Source organism: Pleurocapsa sp. PCC 7319 (genome assembly GCF_000332195.1).
Lineage (GTDB): Bacteria > Cyanobacteriota > Cyanobacteriia > Cyanobacteriales > Xenococcaceae > Waterburya.
In genome coordinates this window covers 4,617,717-4,635,462 of the sequence record NZ_KB235922.1, presented here as the reverse complement: position 1 = coordinate 4,635,462, position 17,746 = coordinate 4,617,717, and the positions used below count along the sequence as shown (strand labels likewise).

The 17,746-nt window shown below is 39.6% G+C and carries 14 protein-coding genes; 12 read left to right on the top strand and 2 right to left on the bottom strand.

Annotated features, from left to right (window positions below; all coding sequences use genetic code 11):
- Positions 1–357 precede the first annotated feature (357 nt).
- The 8 genes from PLEUR7319_RS0125085 (at position 358) to PLEUR7319_RS0125045 (ending at position 11,097) form a co-directional block, all read left to right on the top strand.
- The gene (locus tag PLEUR7319_RS0125085) at positions 358–2,499 is read left to right on the top strand and encodes a tetratricopeptide repeat protein (RefSeq protein WP_019507982.1); all 2,142 of its coding nucleotides are present in this window, start codon (positions 358–360) and stop codon (positions 2,497–2,499) included.
- 121 nt (positions 2,500–2,620) lie between these two features.
- Entirely contained in the window at positions 2,621–4,027 is a 1,407-nt protein-coding gene (locus PLEUR7319_RS0125080) for a cation:proton antiporter (RefSeq protein WP_019507981.1), read from the top strand.
- Between the two features lie 300 nt (positions 4,028–4,327).
- Positions 4,328–6,241 carry an N-acetylmuramoyl-L-alanine amidase gene (locus PLEUR7319_RS0125075; RefSeq protein ID WP_019507980.1) on the top strand — a complete coding sequence of 638 codons (1,914 nt, stop codon included), beginning with the start codon at positions 4,328–4,330 and terminating at the stop codon, positions 6,239–6,241.
- Positions 6,242–6,342: 101 nt separating this feature from the next.
- The gene (murI, locus tag PLEUR7319_RS0125070; RefSeq protein WP_019507979.1) at positions 6,343–7,176 is read left to right on the top strand and encodes a glutamate racemase; all 834 of its coding nucleotides are present in this window, start codon (positions 6,343–6,345) and stop codon (positions 7,174–7,176) included.
- A 920-nt stretch (positions 7,177–8,096) separates the two neighbouring features.
- Positions 8,097–9,068: a solanesyl diphosphate synthase gene (sds, locus tag PLEUR7319_RS0125060; RefSeq protein ID WP_026102771.1), complete on the top strand. Its 972-nt coding sequence runs from the start codon at positions 8,097–8,099 to the stop codon at positions 9,066–9,068.
- Between the two features lie 59 nt (positions 9,069–9,127).
- The gene (gene galE, locus PLEUR7319_RS0125055; protein ID WP_019507976.1) at positions 9,128–10,126 is read left to right on the top strand and encodes a UDP-glucose 4-epimerase GalE; all 999 of its coding nucleotides are present in this window, start codon (positions 9,128–9,130) and stop codon (positions 10,124–10,126) included.
- A gap of 26 nt (positions 10,127–10,152) precedes the next feature.
- Positions 10,153–10,626 (top strand): hypothetical protein, encoded by a 474-nt coding sequence (locus PLEUR7319_RS0125050; protein WP_019507975.1) that lies wholly within the window; start codon positions 10,153–10,155, stop codon positions 10,624–10,626.
- 96 nt (positions 10,627–10,722) lie between these two features.
- A complete protein-coding gene (locus tag PLEUR7319_RS0125045; protein ID WP_019507974.1) occupies positions 10,723–11,097 on the top strand; it encodes a DUF4440 domain-containing protein in 375 nt (124 codons plus the stop codon).
- A 181-nt stretch (positions 11,098–11,278) separates the two neighbouring features.
- On the opposite strand, the gene glp is transcribed toward PLEUR7319_RS0125045, so the two are convergent.
- Positions 11,279–12,508 carry a gephyrin-like molybdotransferase Glp gene (gene glp / locus PLEUR7319_RS0125040; RefSeq protein WP_019507973.1) on the bottom strand — a complete coding sequence of 410 codons (1,230 nt, stop codon included), beginning with the start codon at positions 12,506–12,508 and terminating at the stop codon, positions 11,279–11,281.
- A gap of 66 nt (positions 12,509–12,574) precedes the next feature.
- On the opposite strand from glp, the gene PLEUR7319_RS0125035 reads away from it, so the two are divergent.
- From PLEUR7319_RS0125035 to PLEUR7319_RS0125020, 4 genes are all read left to right on the top strand, one after another.
- A complete protein-coding gene (locus PLEUR7319_RS0125035) occupies positions 12,575–13,120 on the top strand; it encodes an RDD family protein (RefSeq protein WP_019507972.1) in 546 nt (181 codons plus the stop codon).
- 61 nt (positions 13,121–13,181) lie between these two features.
- Positions 13,182–13,376, top strand: a complete 195-nt coding sequence (rpmG, locus tag PLEUR7319_RS39675; RefSeq protein ID WP_019507971.1) for a 50S ribosomal protein L33 — start codon at positions 13,182–13,184, stop codon at positions 13,374–13,376.
- Positions 13,377–13,416: 40 nt separating this feature from the next.
- A complete protein-coding gene (rpsR, locus tag PLEUR7319_RS0125025) occupies positions 13,417–13,632 on the top strand; it encodes a 30S ribosomal protein S18 (protein WP_019507970.1) in 216 nt (71 codons plus the stop codon).
- 90 nt (positions 13,633–13,722) lie between these two features.
- Entirely contained in the window at positions 13,723–15,738 is a 2,016-nt protein-coding gene (locus PLEUR7319_RS0125020; protein ID WP_019507969.1) for a ribonuclease catalytic domain-containing protein, read from the top strand.
- A gap of 16 nt (positions 15,739–15,754) precedes the next feature.
- On the opposite strand, the gene PLEUR7319_RS0125015 is transcribed toward PLEUR7319_RS0125020, so the two are convergent.
- A complete protein-coding gene (locus PLEUR7319_RS0125015) occupies positions 15,755–17,449 on the bottom strand; it encodes an efflux RND transporter periplasmic adaptor subunit (RefSeq protein WP_019507968.1) in 1,695 nt (564 codons plus the stop codon).
- Positions 17,450–17,746: the final 297 nt, after the last annotated feature.

Here is a 17,746-nt window from a genome sequence, read left to right as displayed (position 1 = left end):
TTTATAAGCGTAATGTACCATTAACTATTTAATAGTGTACATTGCGCTTTTTTAAATTTTATATTCTCAAGCGCTGGGTGAGATGGTTAATTAATTTTTAATATTATCATTTTTACATTGAAAGTAATTATGAAGTGATTTTCTTAAAAATAAAGATTAAGTAAAATCTAGGAAATTGCCTTTAAGATTTAGTAAATAAATGGTGTAATCACTGCTTTTTTTGTATTGTAGAATGGTGAGCTAATAGCAAGTTGTCTCGATCAAAGAAAATGCATCCTACTATTTGCCTACGTAAAATTCGGGTGTCAGTAGATTAATTTAAACAAAAATATATTTTTATATTATTTCAGTTGGCTAATGTTCAATTTACTCAAGAATTTTCTTGCTGCCGAATCTGAAACTAAATCTGATTCAACCACATCCCTCCCCAATTCTAGTTCCCCCGACTCCTGGGAGGCACAAGTTACTCGAGCCGATACTTTGTGGGAGCAAGGCAAACTTAGTGAGGCTTTGGCGATTTACAGTCTGGCAATCGAAAAAAACCCAAAATCATTAGCTATCCAGCAACGTTTGGCGGAACGTTTAAAACATCAAGGAGATTTAGCTACTGCTTATGAAAAAGTAGCAACAAGTTTAAAAAATCAAGGCAATATAGAACAAGCTGCCAATTATTATCGCCAAGCAATTAATATCAAAGCCTTAACTGGAAACACCAAAGAACAACTACTTAGATCGAGCGTATTCCAAAGTAAAAAACCGCCAATCCCATTAGCAAGTCTCAAAGAGACCGCATTCTCTTTTCAACCTTTAACTAATGCTAATAATAGTTTAGCGTTGACAACATCATCTTCCAATACTGCAGATTTTTGTAGTGTTGAAGTAGAAGCTGATGATAGAGGCATTCCCTCATTTTCTAAAAATCTCAAAACAATCAATTCTGAGCAAGCCATGGGAATTGATTGGGAGACCGCACATGTTTACTTGCAAAAAGCTTTAGATCATTTAGAAAAGAAAGAATGGGAACAGACAGCGATCGCTTGTAAACAGGCGACGCAAATTATGCCCAGTATGGCAGAAGCTTACAAAATTTGGGGCAATGCACTACAGCGCATGGGCAAAACAGCAGAAGCAATGTTTTGCTATACCAAAGCAGTAGAAATCAAACCCAACTTGGCTGAAGTATACGCGGGAATTGCTGAGATTTATGCTCAGCAACAGAAGTGGCATCAGGCAATTAAACACTATCAAAAAGCTATCATCATTAGACCAAGCGTTGAAGTGTATCTTAGTATTGCTGATATTTGGCAGCAGCTGGGAGATTCGGGAAAAGCGGAGTTAAATAAGTATCAGGCGCAGAAGTTAGAATCTTCTTCAGCAGCAACATTCAATTCCAAACCTTTTCACAGTAACGTTACTTCAAAAACTGCCACTCCATCCAATTCTTCCGGTCATTCTATTGCGGCATATCGTCGCATAGCTCAAAAGTTGGAACAGCAACAAAAATGGCAGCAGGCAGCACAGTACTATCGCAAGGCGTTAGATGCTAGTCTAGCTCAACAAGTGCTGACCCCTGTTGTAGTCGAGGACCAAGACTCAATCAAATTAGATTCTCTAGAAAAAATACCAGAAAACCCCCATAATGAGACTCAGCAAACAAGATTGATAAATCAGGAAAGTCAGAGATTACTCCGCCCTCAAGACGACGTAAAATCTCATCAATTTAAGTCGCCAATTTTCGACACCAACACCGAAAAAGATAACAGACGACATAAATTGGATAATACTCGTCAAGACAAGACTAACCCGTCTGTAACCGAAGATCAATTAGACAAAGCAATTAAGCGTTATCATAAGCAGTCAAAACTGCAACCCAACTCAGCTATGATTCATACCAATCTGGGAGGGCTATATCAGAGAAAAGGTAAATTGCAGCATGCGATCTCCTGTTATCGTAAAGCAATTAAAATTAATCCACGCTATGCCCAAGCTCATTTAAATTTAGCCAGAATTCTGTTAAGAGTTGGTAAACAGCAAGAATTTATTAAAGAAATGCAGTTGGCTTTGGCTTTGCAACCTAAGATTGGTTCAGCGATTGATCGTTTCTACTTGGGCAATGGTCTTATCGATCAAGGTCAACAGCAACAAGCTATTAGCTGTTACTATCAGGCAATTCTTCTAGAGCCTAGATTTATTCAACCATACCATCGATTAAGCGAAGTTTTAAGCCAGCAGGGAAAACATCAGGAAGCGATTAGGTATCTGGAAGAAATAATCAATCATCATCCGGAAGATACAGAATCATATTATTTCTTAGGTCAACAATTAGAAATTCAGCAAAAATGGGACGGTGCGGTCAAGGCATACAGCCAAGTTCTTCAATTAGAGCCACAATTTCCCGAAGCATCTCAAAAGCTCAATCATGCCTTGGCAGAAAAACTTAAACTTAACCAGAAATTAAAGAAATTAAACAGTAAATCATCTAACCAAAAGTCAAGCTAAAGACCGGGGTAAAGTCATTTCACTTCCGGTAACAGATTCTTAGTTTTTCTCACAGTGAGCATCATATCGAGAAGGATGACGATAAGCTAATAAATTAGAGAAAATTTTTTTAGCCGAGAATATGACCGATAATATTTGTATGTTGCCTTGGAATTGGCTGACCGATTCACCTTTGCTCGCGACTGCGGCAGAAGCCGCTACAGAATCCGAAGCTGAAGAAGGTACTCTAGTTCTAGCAGGAGTTTTACTGAGTTTAGTTGTAATTTACTTTGCCAGTAAGTTAGGAGGCGAAATTTGTTCCCGGATAAATTTACCACCAGTGCTGGGAGAATTAGTTGGCGGGGTATTGATTGGTATCTCCGCATTTCGTCTGTTAGTCTTTCCTGAAAGTGGTAGTTTGGCCGAAGACTCTCTTATTATCAGCTTGCTCCAAAATACCGCAGGATTGCCTCCAGAGTCTGCCTCATCAGTATTTGCCGCTCAAAGTGAAGTAATTAGTTTGCTTTCAGAACTAGGAGTAATTATTCTCCTGTTTGAAATTGGTCTTGAGTCTGACCTTAAGGAATTGATTCGCGTCGGACCGATCGCCGCTGTCGTAGCAGTCGTTGGGGTAGTTGCTCCATTTGTGGCCGGTACAGTAGGCCTAGTATATATTTTTAACACCCCTGTAGTGCCAGCAATTTTTGCTGGTGCAGCTTTGACTGCTACGAGTATTGGCATCACTGCCAAGGTTTTAGCCGAATTAGGACAACTTAGTTCAGAAGAAGGTCAAATTATTATTGGTGCGGCGGTACTGGATGATATCTTAGGGATTGTAGTTTTGGCAGTAGTGGCAAGCTTAGTTAAAACTGGAGAAATTCAGGTTAGTAATATTATTTATCTGGTAATTAGTGCGGCGGTGTTTCTGATCGGTTCAATTTTGCTGGGTCGTTTGCTTAGCCCGCTCTTAGTTGGCTTAGTTAATGAAATGAAAACACGAGGTCAAGTATTATTAACTGGCTTAGTATTCGCCTTCTCCTTATCTTATATTGCGACCGCCATTCATCTAGAAGGGATTCTCGGAGCATTTGCTGCGGGACTAATTTTAGCTGAAACCGACAAAAGGAAAGAATTAGAAGAACAAGTAATTCCTCTGGCAGATTTTTTCGTGCCCATCTTTTTTGTCTGTGTTGGTGCCCAAACAGACTTAAGTGTGCTTAATCCAGCCGTACCAACTAACCGTGAGGGATTAATTATTGCTACTTTTTTAATTGTGGTTGCTATTCTGGGTAAAGTAATTACGGGATTTACTGTTTTTGGGAACCCCGATTTAAATAAACTGGCGATCGGTGTGGGCATGATTCCCCGGGGAGAAGTTGGGTTAGTCTTTGCTGGTGTTGGTTCGGCAAGCGGAGCTTTATCGGAAGCTACGGAAGCCGCCATTATTGTGATGGTGATTTCGACTACTTTTATTGCACCTCCCTTGTTACGCTTAGTGTTTAAAGAGACCGAACCTATTAGTCAATCGGTGGACAAAGTTCCAGAATGACAACATAATTAGGCGAAGCTCATCGTATAAACATCCATAAAGTTGCCTTGTGATTCGCCTTGAGTAGTTTATGAAACCAAATTGCTTCTATTTACGTCTCGATAGATCAAAATTCAAGAATAGGTATTATAAAGTTCTAATGGAGTTGACTAAGAATATTCTCGGGTTAGCATTACTCCTACTAAACAAAGTTAATTGGGTATCAAATCTTGATTGGTTATTCTGTTTCCATTTGGTTTGGGAGTCTTCGCTAGCCGGAGGTCAACGGTCAGTTTCTACTCTTTGTGAGGAGCAATCATTGTGAGATTTCACTGGCTATTACCAAGTTTTATCGGTATTTTTCTGCTATGTGCCCCCGCTCAAGCTGGAAAAATCATATCTTGGGAATTTGAAGAGCAAGATAACAATCTGGTTTTTATTACTGATGAGGGGGTACAACCTAAGGCGCAGTTACTCAGTAATCCAACTCGTTTGGTGATTGATTTACCAGGCACAACTTTAGGAAGAGAGACTGTTAAAGAGCAATATCAGGGGGCAATTAGAGGGTTCAGAATTGGACAACCAGAACCAAATATGTCCCGTATTGTAGTAGAGTTCGCCCCTGGCTATACTATTGACTCTGATGAAATTCAATTTCGTGGTATTTCTCCCACTCAGTGGACTGTAGAAATACCACAGCCTTATATTTCTCGAATCAATACCGCCAGAAATGATGATCGAGAAGTCCTAGAGCTTCCTCAGGTTGAGCTGCCATCATCTTTACCTGGACTAGAGTCAGCAGAAGTTCCCCGTAATACTACTACCAATATTAGGACTACTGGTAGTACTGGTAGTAGTTCTAGGACTACTAATACTGTAAATTCTCCTCACATTCGAGCCACTAAAAATGGCTTTTTTATTAATATTGATGGCAATAGAAAAATAAAAATCGATTCTCAAAGAGATGGCGATCGCATTGACTTTGTTCTTGAGGGAATTACTCTTCCTACTGATTTAGCCTCTCAGTCGGTAGCCGTGAATCAATATGGAGTTTCTACAATTGAATTTGAACAGGTTTCTGCTGCTGAAGCGAAAATGAGCTTAAAAGTAGCTGAAGGTAGTCCTGACTGGCTAGCTACATTTAGCCGCATTCAAGGGTTATTGTTAGTTCCTCGGGGCAAATTGCCTACCTCTACCAATGTAGCCACTGCTTCCGAAACTTCTGAGTCCGAAGCAGCAACATTAGAACCTCTCTTTCCTCAGGAAGAAACAACAGCAGAGCTAAGTCAGATTGATGAGATCGAACTAACCGATAGTGACAGCCAATTGCTTGTTCAGGCAGATACTGAGCTTTCGGCAGTTACTTCTAGACTAAGTAATGGTATTTACCAAGTAACCATTAATAACGCTGAATTAGCCGAAGATTTTCAAGGTCCTGAATTAAAGGCGGGTAGCCCGATTTCTCAATTAAAGGTTCGACAAGAAGACTCTCAGGTGGTTTTAGAAGTGACAACCAGATTAAGATATCGTCTGGGTCAGCTTAGTTCCGAGGAAGAGACGATCGCTTTACCCATTGAGATTGGCACTTCTCTACCACCACAGAATGAAGCTCCTTTGTTACCTCCTGAATTTGCCAAAGCCCCGAAAGACAGACCTTTCCAGCAACCGCCTTCTTTGATTCCTGCTAGCGATCGCCCGAGAATTATTATCGATCCTGGACATGGAGGTAAGGATCCAGGCACGATTGGTATTGGCGGCTTCCGTGAAAAAGACGTAGTCTTGCCAATTTCCCTAGATGTAGCCGAAATTCTCAGAAAACAAGGGATTGAGGTCATTATGACTCGAGACAGTGATTACTTTATCAGTCTTCAAGGTAGAACTGATTTAGCTAATGATCGCAATGCTGATTTATTTGTCAGTATTCATGCCAATGCGATTAATCTCAGTCGTCCCGATGTCAATGGTCTGGAAACTTATTACTACAAAAGTGGTCGTCGTCTGGCAGAAGTAATTCACTGGAGTATTCTGAATGGAGTCAATATTGATAACCGAGGTATTCGCCGAGCAAGATTTTATGTTTTGAGACATTCAATTGCCCCCGCTGTCTTAGTAGAAGTAGGTTTTTTGACTGGTGCGGATGATTCTTCTCGACTTAAAGATCCTAATCACCGTCGTCAAATGGCAGAAGCGATCGCACGAGGAATTATAGAGTATATTAAACAGAGTGGTATTTAGGTATATTTACTCAACACTTTATGAGTCGCGTTCGAGCTTCTTAATCTCTATGGGTATCAAAAATATAAAGAATATAATTATTTATCTAAATTAAATCAAAGATGAAAAATTCTAATCTGCGAATTGGTTTGTTTGATAGTGGTGTGGGTGGATTAACGGTTTTGAGGGAGATTTATCGCCAAATGCCCTCGGAGTCTCTCTTATACTTTGCTGATTCTGCTCGTTTACCCTACGGAATGCGATCGCCTGAAGAAATCTTGCAGTTTGTTCGTGAAATATTAGACTGGATGTGCAAGCAAGATGTAAAAATGGTCATTATGGCTTGTAATACTAGTTCAGCTTTAGCTTTGGAAACTGTTAGACAAGAATACGATGTTCCCATCCTGGGTGTTATTCTCTCAGGCGCTAGAGCTGCGGTAAAACTAGGAAAGCGGGTTGGAGTTATTGCTACTACAGCCACCGCTAAAAGCCATGCCTATCGTCAAGCAATCCAAGAAATTAATCCTCAGACTCAAGTATGGGAAATTCCTTGCCCTGAATTTGTGCGTCTGATTGAACAAAACCAGCTTCACACAAACTATACTCGACAAATAGCGCAACAATATTTAAAACCTTTATTACAAAAAAATATTGACACCTTAATCTATGGTTGTACACATTACAAGCACTTGGAGAAAACAATTTGTTCATTATTGCCAGCTTCAGTACAAATTGTTGACCCAGCAGAACATATTGTGGTGGCAGCGGAAAAAGAATTATCTTTATTAGGACTAAGAAATAACTGCTTTCCTTTACCAACACGTTTTTGCGTTAGTGGTCCCCCTCAACAATTCGCCGACCTATCTCGCCAGTGGCTGGGTTACTATCCTCAAGTGGAAAAAATTCAGGTCAAAGAGTTATCAGCAGGGATGGTCGCTCTTAATCCCCTTGATTAGAGGATGTCTAAAAAGTATTGTTTGAAGTTCCAAATTCTGTTTATACTATTTGCAGTATTAAACAATCAATTCAACTTGTTGTCCTAAGCTAAAAATAGCTAGGAGACTCCAACAGGAGCTTCTTGGACATCCTCCCTTGAGATATCTAAATTTTAACTATTGATATGTATAGTTATTATCTAGGATATTTTTTTAGTGTAATTAGAAGTTTCTTCAGAGTTATGAGAAACAACATTCTTACCATAATTTTGCATTTCGGCCATCTTAAGTAAACCGTAAATAGTCACAAGATAAACAACCGCAAAAAGTAAGATGAAAACGGGTAAAGTGGTGAAACTCATTGGATGGTGATGGGTTAATAGTACAGGTGATATAAGTTGAATTTTTGGTCAAGTAAACGCCCCATGACAGACAATTATGATTCAGTTATTTCATGAATCCTAATTATTTACTGGCACAAAAAATGCCAGATAATGAGCTGATTAGTCCAACAGTTTTTCTCGAAACTGCTGAAACTGCAATCTCACACCAGAAAAGAATCTGAAATTAGTTCAATCAGATTATCTTTAGATGATATACATTGAGGCTAATGTAACAAGCAGATAATCGCTGGGATGCACCCTAAACTTTATCTAGCTATATTTTTATCAAATTATGCAGTGGAGCAGACTTAGTAAGCACTGTATGGTTATGCTTATTAGCCAGAATTACGCTGCAAGGCAATTTCATTACCTTGACAACTGCTAATTTTTTAAAAATCTTATATTTTTAGAATAACATAATAATCAGCCTTGGATGCTAGATTTTATTGTTACTTAAATGGTTAATCATTGGTTATTAGGCTGGCTTCCCTTAAAATAAGTACAATAATATGTAAAGTTTCTTAAATAATAATAACTGCCAGAATTGGCTTAACAATGATATCTTCTACAACTTCCCTATTAGCCCCCGTTGAAAATGATCTACAGATTCTTACAGATAATCTCAAAAAACTGATTGGAGCCCGACACCCTATTTTAGGTGCAGCAGCAGAACATCTATTCGCAGCTGGAGGCAAACGCATCAGACCGGCAATTGTCTTGTTAGTTTCTAGAGCTACGATGCCAGATCACCAGCTTACCCATCATCATCGTCGTTTGGCAGAAATCACAGAAATGATTCATACAGCTAGCCTAGTACATGATGATGTTGTAGACGAGGCAGATTTACGTCGCAATGTAAAATCAGTTAATAATCTGTTTGACAACAAAATTGCCGTATTAGCTGGCGATTTTCTATTTGCTCAATCATCCTGGTATTTAGCCAACTTGGATAGCTTACAAGTAGTGAAATTACTTTCAGAAGTAATTAGAGATTATGCAGAAGGAGAAATCTTACAAAGTATAAATTGTTTCGATACTAGTGCTTCAATTGATGCCTATCTTGATAAGAGCTACTATAAGACGGCTTCTCTAATGGCAAATAGCTCCAAAGCCTCGGCAGTATTAAGTGATGCGACTCCAGAAGTCATCGAAAACCTTTACCATTATGGTCGAAACTTGGGTCTAGCTTTTCAGATTGTTGATGATATCTTAGACTTCACTACTTCAACTGAAGTATTAGGTAAACCGGCTGGCTCAGATTTAGCTAGTGGCAATTTAACGGCTCCGGTACTTTACGCACTCGAACAAAGACCTTATTTAAAAATTTTGATTGAAAGAGAATTTTCTGAACCAGACGATTTAAGCACTGCTTTAGAATTGATCAAAAACAGCGATGGAATTGAGCAAGCCCGTCAGCTAGCTAAAGATCATGCTCGCATGGCAGCTCAAAATTTAAGTTGCTTAGCTGCTTCAGATTCGACTAAGGCACTAAATCAGTTGACAGATTATGCTGTTAGTCGATTATATTAAATCCAGCTATTAAAATAAGTTCACTTAATAATTTAAATTTATCTAAGGAGTAAGCTTAGATGACATCTAAGAAGCAGACTATTTTAGTCACTGGTGGTGCTGGCTATATCGGCTCTCATGCAGCATTGGCATTAAAAAAAGCAGGTTATGAAGTAATCATCTTAGATAATCTATCCTATGGACATCAAGAAATAATTGATGATGTAGTTCAAGTTAAGCTAGTTGTCGGCGACACCAGCGATCGCCCTTTATTAGATCGGTTATTTACTGCCCATAAAATTGATGCAGTAATGCACTTTGCTGCTTACATAGCTGTAGGGGAATCGGTTAAAGAGCCAGGAAAGTACTATCGTAACAACGTTGCCAGTACCTTAAATCTATTAGAAGCAATGTTAGCGCACGGAATTAATAAAATTGTCTTTTCTTCCACCTGTGCTGTTTATGGGATGCCCAAAGAAGTACCCATGACCGAAAATCATCCCCATAATCCCCTAAGTCCTTATGCAGCAAGTAAGGATATGGTGGAGCGAATTTTAAGTGATTTTGATACTGCTTTTAATTTAAAATCCGTGGCATTTCGCTATTTTAATGCCTGTGGTGCAGATCCTGAGGGCTTATTAGGAGAAGATCATCAGCCAGAAACTCACCTGATTCCCCTCGCTTTACTAACTGCCCTCAAAAAACGTCAATCTTTGTATATCTTTGGCACGGATTACGATACTCCTGATGGTACTTGTGTGCGAGATTATATTCACGTGAATGATTTAGCCGACGCACACGTTTTGGGATTAGAGTATTTATTGTCTGGGGGTGAATCGGATGTATTTAACCTGGGTAATGGTAATGGATTTTCAGTGCGCGAGGTAATTGAAACTGCTCGTCAGGTAACAGGTTTAGAGATTCCTGCTTTAGAAAGCGATCGCCGACCAGGAGATGCGCCCATTCTAGTTGGCAGTAGTCAGAAAGTTCGTCAAAAGCTGGGTTGGAATCCTCAATACGCCGATCTTCAGGTTATCATTAATCATGCTTGGCAATGGCATCAAAAGCGACATGGATAAGTAAGAAGTAAAAAATAATAGCAAAAATGTTCGTTGGGAGACAAAGCGATCGCACTGTGTACCTGAGGGTTAATGGCAAATTAACTTTTCTTGGTATCCTATTGAGTTTATTGGTCGCTGGCTGTGGAGAAAATCAATTTACTCAGTGTGAACAAATTTTTCAGATTGCCCACAATGTTACTGAGAATAGCAAAAATGTCAGTTATACCAATGACGAACAACCAACAGAAATGAGAAGTTGGTTAAAGGCGGCTGAGATGATGAATAAAGCTGCCAACAAAATTAGAGCTTTGCATATAAATGACAGCGAATTAATTAGATATCAAAATAGATTAGTTCGTATTTATCGTATTTACTCTCAAGCTACTTATGATGCCGTAAATGCCAGAGAAAGCAAAAATTTCGATGCTCTCGAAGCAGCGCGAATAGATGCTAATAAGGCTGGAGAAATGCAGCAGAGTTTAATTAAAGAAATTAATACTTATTGTTTGAATAAGTGAATTACTATTAAAAATGCGAATAATGGGAAATGTTAGTTGTTCGTGGCTAGTGGTTAGTTGACAGATTTTAAAAAGTATTCTGCATATTCATCATTCATGAAAATTAGTCACGAAGATTACAAAGTACTGAAACTACTAGAAGAAGGATTGTGGCAATCAAATTTTCGTTTTGATATACCTAAAATGGAACAAGTTCTTGCTCCAGATTTTTTTGAGTTTGGACGTTCTGGAAAAGTTTATCTAAGAGCAGATACTTTAAATGTAACTAGCCAAGAAATTCCCTGCGTATTTCCTCTCATTGACCTTAAAATTCGTCTCATAAATGAAAATATAGCCCAAATCACTTACATAAGTATTGTTAATTATCCAGAAGGTGAAGAAAGGAGTTTAAGAAGTTCCATTTGGTCGCGCTCGGATGATGGATGGCAACTGAGATTTCATCAAGGTACACCCTTGAGAATAGAGAAGTAATAATCAAATTGAAATAATTTGTTTTGACCAACGGTCACAGCAGCGCAAAAGTGCGGTCTTGCGAGACAGTCCGTTGGCGGGGTTCCCCGGCATAAGCAAACTGTCTCACCATGAGCAACTTTTGTAAGAAGGCTCCGTCGTTTTATTTATCCTCGAATGGGGACGGCGGAGTAATCTGTGACTAATCAATTAACATAACTCTGGCTTCTTCCCCTTCAGCAATTAATTTCTGCCCAACAGGTATGATCGCTAGACCGTTAGTTTGTGCCAAATTAATTAAATTACCCGAACTATGACTACCACCAGCAAGAGTAAATTCGTATTCACCGTCAACTAAATGTAATTGTCCCCAGAGGTAGGTTTCTCTTTTACCTCCAGCTTTCAAATCATGACGAGTAATAGCTTTCACAAAGTGTGGTTGATAGTTGTTGTTTCCTGATAGTTTTTTCAAGGCAGGTTGAACAAAACGCCAGCAGCTAACTAAAGCAGATACGGGATTTCCGGGAATACCAAAGTATAAACAATTATGGTTGGCAAAAGTAGCTACGGTGAGGGGTTTACCAGGTTTGACTGCTACACTACGAATATGTAATGTCCCGCCTAATTCTGCCAAAATGCGATCGACATAATCATAGTCGCCCACGGATACCCCCCCGGTGGATAAAACAACATCTACTGACTCAATCGCCTCAGCGATCGCATTTTTGAGTATTTCTGGTTGATCGGGCACGATACCCAACTTAACGGGAATGCCACCGTTATTGGCAACAAAGCTCGCCAAGGCATACTGATTAGAATCGACAATTTGTCCTGGTAGGAGAGTTTGTTCAGGGGTAACTAGTTCATCTCCAGTAGATAAAATTGCCACCCGTGGACGACGATAAACCGATAGCTGGGTACATTGAGCGGTGGCTAAGACGGCAATTTCTGGTGCAACCAGATTGACCCCCGCTTCTAGTAATGGTGTTCCCGCCTGATAAAAAGCTCCCTGGTGTCGTACAAATTCTTGTGGATGGGGAGCGGCAAGAATAGTAACTTGATCGCCTTCTCGTATAGTATTTTCCTGAATCACGATCGCATCAGCACCTTCAGGTAGCATAGCTCCGGTAAAGATACGGGCAGCTTGTCCTGGTTTGATTTTTGTCTTAGGGCGATCGCCTGCTGCAATTTCTGTGACAACTTTTAGTGTAATAGGACTAGCTTCACTACAGTCTTTGACATCTGCATAACTCACTGCATAACCATCCATCGCCGAATTATCCCAATGGGGAAAATCTAATTTACCCTTAACGGTTTTGGCCAGTATTCTTCCCTGTGCATTCTCTAAATTTACTATTTCACTATTTTTTTCAGCATCTAAAACTTGAACTAAATCAAGAATAATTCTTTCCGCTTCGTTAACAGGCAACATGGGTAAACAAATTAATAATTAATAATTGATAATTAAGAATGAACGATCAATGAAAGAAATTGAATCATGTACGACGACTATAGACCCTATAAGCCCGATTATAGAAGATATCCTAAAGTCCCGATAGAGAGGAGAGCAGGAGCGTTTGTGATCGACTTTTTAAGTGTCTGGTTTATTAGTGCTTTTTTTGCTTCTAACCTGTTTATTCAGTTGTTAGTCTTTATTCCCGCTTGGTTAATTCTGCGGATATTGATTGTGGAAAAAAATCGAGGTCAAAGTCTTGGAACTTGGTTGTTTGATATCAAAGTAATCGATCCTCGTTTTAACCGTATTCCTGACTTGTTGAGCTTATGCAAAAGAGAATTAATAGCTGGGGGAGGAGCTGCCTTAGCAATCATCGGATTACAAAATTTTAGTAATGGTTTGGCGATGTTATTCTTACTCAGCCCTTTAGCGATCGATTGTTCTCTGGCATTATTAGATGAAGAAACAAACTTAGCTGGTCATGACCGTATAGCTCAGACTTTTATGGTACAAACTGAAAGGGGCTTTTCCCTAGACTTAAGACTTAAAAAAATATTTGGTCAAATCCAACGTAATATGCGAAAATAGTAAGCTGCGTGTCAATATAAGTAAACGTATAAATAATTCCTAGGCAGTCAAGCAAAATATCATGGCAAGCAAGAAAGGCGTACGCATCATTATTACTTTAGAATGCACTGAGTGTCGCAGCAACACTAATAAGCGTTCTCCTGGTGTATCTCGATACACTACTACTAAAAATCGTCGCAATACTACAGGCAGAATGGAATTGAAAAAATTCTGTACTCATTGCAACACCCACACTGTTCACAAAGAAATCAAGTAGTTTCTGAATTTAGATTAACTGAACAATTTACCGAATTATCATGGCATATTATCGTAAACGTCTTTCCCCCATTAAACCCAGCGATCCTATCGACTACAAAGATGTAGAATTGCTCCGTAAATTTATTACCGAAAGAGGCAAGATTTTGCCCCGTCGGATCACAGGTCTAACTGCTCAACAGCAGAGAGATTTAACAGTAGCAGTCAAAAGAGCAAGAGCGATCGCTTTACTACCTTTTGTGAATAAAGAAGGCTAGAGCAAAATTATGTTTACGGTTCGATGGAAACAACCAGCGAAAAGTAAACTAAAAGCATAGTGTTGTCAGGAAATCTCAAATACAAAGCTGGTGGAACAAGGAAAGCTGATTGAATTCAGGGTGCAAGGAGAACGTCGTCTTGCAGTTGCCGAACGACCAGAAGGAAAAAAAGATTGGCTCGTAATTGATGCTGGAGGACAATCACATAAAATACGTCCTCAACGAGTCGATTATATGGTCGACGGTGTTCTCTATGAGCCTTCGGAGATCGCCAGCTTTTTAGAAGAAGTAGAAGCATATCTTGACCCTAGCAGCTTAGAAGTGGCTTGGGAAATATTAATTGAAGACGGTAGTACAGTAACTCCACAACAGATGGCGGAACTGTTATTTTCAGATCAAAGTCCGGCACCCTGTTATGCTGCCCATCGTTTACTCAGCCAAGACAAAATCTATTTTAAGAAAAAAGCTAATTACTACGAGCCCCGTCCAGAGGGACAGGTGGCGGAGATTAAGCATCAGTTAGAAGTTCAAGAGCAAAAAAATCGCGAAAAATTAGAATTTATCTCTCACCTTAAGCAAGCCCTAGCAGGGGAAAAAATAGAATGGAGCGATAGCGATCGCATCCGCTTAGAATCCATTGAAAAAATAGCACTTCAAACTGATACCTCATCTAAGGTAGCTCAAGAAATTCTTAAAGAGGCAGGAAAAAACTTTGATTCCCAGGGAGCATTTCAACTGCTGGTGGATATAGGATGGTGGAGTAAACACGAAAATTTGTTTTTACGCCGCAGTTCCTATCCTGTAAACTTCTCGAAAAAGGTGCTTGATGTGGTGCAACCTCGTCTTCAATCAAATCCTGCCGAAGCCGACGACAACCGTTTGAATTTAACTCATCTCAAAGTTTGTACAATTGATGATGAAAGTACCACTGAAATTGATGATGGTTTAAGTATTGAATATTTAGATAATGGTATTGCTAAAATTTGGATTCACATTGCCGATCCGACCCGGTTAGTTGCTCCGGGAGATGAACTAGATCTAGAAGCTCGTCGCCGCAGTACGAGCCTCTACTTGCCTACGGGAATGGTTTCCATGTTCCCCCCCGAATTGGCAACTGGTCCGATGAGTTTAGTACAGGGTCAAGTTTGCCCCGCTCTCAGTTTTGGGGTAGTTCTGGATGAAACTGGTGGAATTCAAGAGTATGAAATTCATGCCACTCTGATTAAGCCTACCTATCGTCTAACTTATGATGATGTGGATGAGATGTTGCAGTTAGGGGTGCAAAATGAACCCGAAATTGCTGATTTAGCTCAACAGGCACAGTTACGAAGACATTGGCGCAAAGCACAAGGCTCGATTCAGATTAAAATGCCTGAGTCAATTATTAAGGTTAAAAATAATGAGGAAGTCACCATTGAATTAATCGACAGCTCTCCTTCCCGTCAGTTAGTAGCAGAAATGATGATTCTAGCGGGTCAAATTGGCGGTAAATATGGTGCGGAGCACAATCTACCTTTGCCCTTTAGAGGTCAGCCTCAACCAGAGTTACCATCTGAAGAAGAATTGCTGCAACTACCTGCGGGTCCTACTCGTTTTTGTGCTTTGCGTAGTTGTATGCCTCGCAGCGAGACTAGTATGTCTCCTATCCGTCATGCTAGCTTGGGTCTAGAAAGTTATGTTCAGGTAACATCTCCTATCCGTCGCTATACCGATCTACTTGCTCATTTTCAAATTAAAGCCCACTTGAAGGAGGAAGAATTACCTTTCTCTCGTGAAGAGCTACAAGAAATTGTCTACAGCGTTGGTAGTTCTTCCTATGAGGCAACTCTAGTAGAGCGTCAAACCAACCGCTACTGGGGACTAGAATATCTTAGGCGCAATGCTGAATGTGTTTGGGGGGTCTTAGTTTTACGATGGCTAAGAGAAGATGAGAATTTAGGTCTAATTTTGATTGAAGACTTGGGTATGGAATTGCCCCATCGCTTTGATCGTCCTGTTACCCTGGGAGAGCGTTTAGATATGCAGGTAACACGCGCCGATCCTCAACGAGATGAAGTACGCTTAAAAGAAGTTACAGAAGCAGAAATTCAAGCAACACCGAGTTAAGAAGGGTGAGGAATAATTAAACCTCGCCATTACTAACAGTAACGAGATCGCCGTCTTTTAGGTATGCCGCTCCTTTAAGCACAATTAGATCGCCTAGTTGTAAGCCACTAAGTATTTCTACTTTTTGACCAGCCAGAATTTCTCCCATCTCTACAGTCTGAGCTTTAACAGTATTGTCATTTTGTAAAACAAAGGCAATTGCCTGATTTTCAGATTGGGGCAGTAATGCCTCAATCGGTACAGCTTGTCCTTGACTAGTATTAGTATTGATGGCTGCTTTGAGAAACATCCCTGGTTTAAGATTAGTCCCGCCTGGTAAATCCACTTTGACTAATGCTTGACGAGAACTATCATCAATTAAAGGATCGATTTCCCTCACCTTACCAGTTAAATTTAAATTCTGAAGTGCATTAGAAGTAATCTGTACTTTCTGTCCAGGCATAATTTTGCCAATCAGAGTTTCAGGTACTCGCAGTCTTAACTCCAAACGTCCATTTTGGATAATAGAGAATAACATTTCCGAAGAAGACGTAATTTGTCCTACTTGTGCATCTCTTGAAGCAATAATGCCACTGCTAGGGGCAACAACAACAGTATCTGCTAGTTGCGCCTCAATCCGTTGAAGCCTTCCCTTTGCTTGAGCTAATTCTGCTTGAGCTTGAGCAATGATTTGGGGGCGAGAACCAGCTTTTAACTGAGCCAATGCTTCTTGTGCTTCCTTTAATCTAGCTTTGGCTCCTGCTAGGTCTGACTGAGTTACCTGTTCTTGATTGAGAACTTCATCTAGGCGATCGCGAGTAATTGCTCCTTCTACTTGTAGAGTTCGATTACGCTCTACTCTTTTTTTTACTAATTCCAAATTCGACTCAGTTTGAGCAATTTCTGATTTAGCATTAGCCACCCTCGCTTCTGCCTGAGCAATTTCTTCAACACGACTTCCTGCTTGCAACTCATCTAACCTAGCTTGAGCTTGAGCAACTGCCCCCTCCGCCTCTACTTTTTCGGCTACTAAGACGCTGTTATTTAGTCTGGCTAAAACTTGACCTCGGTTGACAAAATCTCCTCTCTCCGACAATATTTCCGTAATCTGTAATCCGTTAGCCTGAGACATTACCGGAGTTCTTTCATAAGCCGCTACCGTACCAAAAGCATCTAACGTACTGTCAATATCTGTGGTGATTATCTTGGTAATTGTCACTGCCTGGGCTGGAGCAACAGTTTCCGTGACATTAGCTAAATCCGAATCCACCCCTTTACTAGCAGTAGGGGCAAGAAAAAAACGAAAAGCTCCCAATGTCAATATAATTCCTAAACCCATTCCTAATAACAAACTTTTTTTACCTAACAAAAAAGACGAATCGCTGGAGATATTCTTATTTGCTAGTAACTTTGCTGATATTTCTGTCGTTGATTCGGCTAACTGTTGAGTTTTAGATAGATTGTTACTATCTAAAGACATTGGTTCAGGCTTTTGTCCTTCAAATCTATAATCAAGAAGACAAAAGTTGCCATTAATTTCTGTAATATATAATGCTTTTTCAGGAACAATATTTAATTTGACCTGAGGACAAATCAGCTCTGGTAAATTTTTTTTAAACTCAGCCTTTTCCTCAGCAAAACTATTGAGATTACTCAATAACTCATTTATCAATTGGGTATTTTGGCTGACACTAATTTCTTCTTTATGATTACTGTTAAAATTATGCTTCACGATTGTTAAAAAAATTATGTTTAAGTAAATGAATGTAAGATTTTAGGGAAATATTGACTAAGAAAAATATATAAAACAATTATTTTGCGTCTAATATCTTAAAAACTGGAAATTTTTATTAAATAACAGGTCAAAGATAACACTTGAAAAATAGTAAATGCTACCCTATTAGGGTAACTAGGGCGAAAGCCTTTAAAGGGTAAATGATGAATTAGAAATTTTGAGGAAGGTCTTGCTAGGTTCTTCATTACTTTCGGGCTTCAATCTCGTTTTTTAGATAGTTTCCTTGCGTTTCCC

Excerpts from the sequence above, each read along its gene's own strand:
- PLEUR7319_RS0125085 (WP_019507982.1), top strand. The coding sequence starts at position 358 with ATGTTCAATTTACTCAAGAATTTTCTTGCTGCCGAATCTGAAACTAAA.
- PLEUR7319_RS0125080 (WP_019507981.1), top strand. The coding sequence starts at position 2,621 with ATGACCGATAATATTTGTATGTTGCCTTGGAATTGGCTGACCGATTCA.
- murI (WP_019507979.1), top strand. The coding sequence starts at position 6,343 with ATGAAAAATTCTAATCTGCGAATTGGTTTGTTTGATAGTGGTGTGGGT.
- galE (WP_019507976.1), top strand. The coding sequence starts at position 9,128 with ATGACATCTAAGAAGCAGACTATTTTAGTCACTGGTGGTGCTGGCTAT.
- PLEUR7319_RS0125050 (WP_019507975.1), top strand. The coding sequence starts at position 10,153 with ATGTTCGTTGGGAGACAAAGCGATCGCACTGTGTACCTGAGGGTTAAT.
- PLEUR7319_RS0125045 (WP_019507974.1), top strand. The coding sequence starts at position 10,723 with ATGAAAATTAGTCACGAAGATTACAAAGTACTGAAACTACTAGAAGAA.
- glp (WP_019507973.1), bottom strand. The coding sequence starts at position 12,508 with ATGTTGCCTGTTAACGAAGCGGAAAGAATTATTCTTGATTTAGTTCAA.
- PLEUR7319_RS0125035 (WP_019507972.1), top strand. The coding sequence starts at position 12,575 with ATGTACGACGACTATAGACCCTATAAGCCCGATTATAGAAGATATCCT.
- rpmG (WP_019507971.1), top strand. The coding sequence starts at position 13,182 with ATGGCAAGCAAGAAAGGCGTACGCATCATTATTACTTTAGAATGCACT.
- rpsR (WP_019507970.1), top strand. The coding sequence starts at position 13,417 with ATGGCATATTATCGTAAACGTCTTTCCCCCATTAAACCCAGCGATCCT.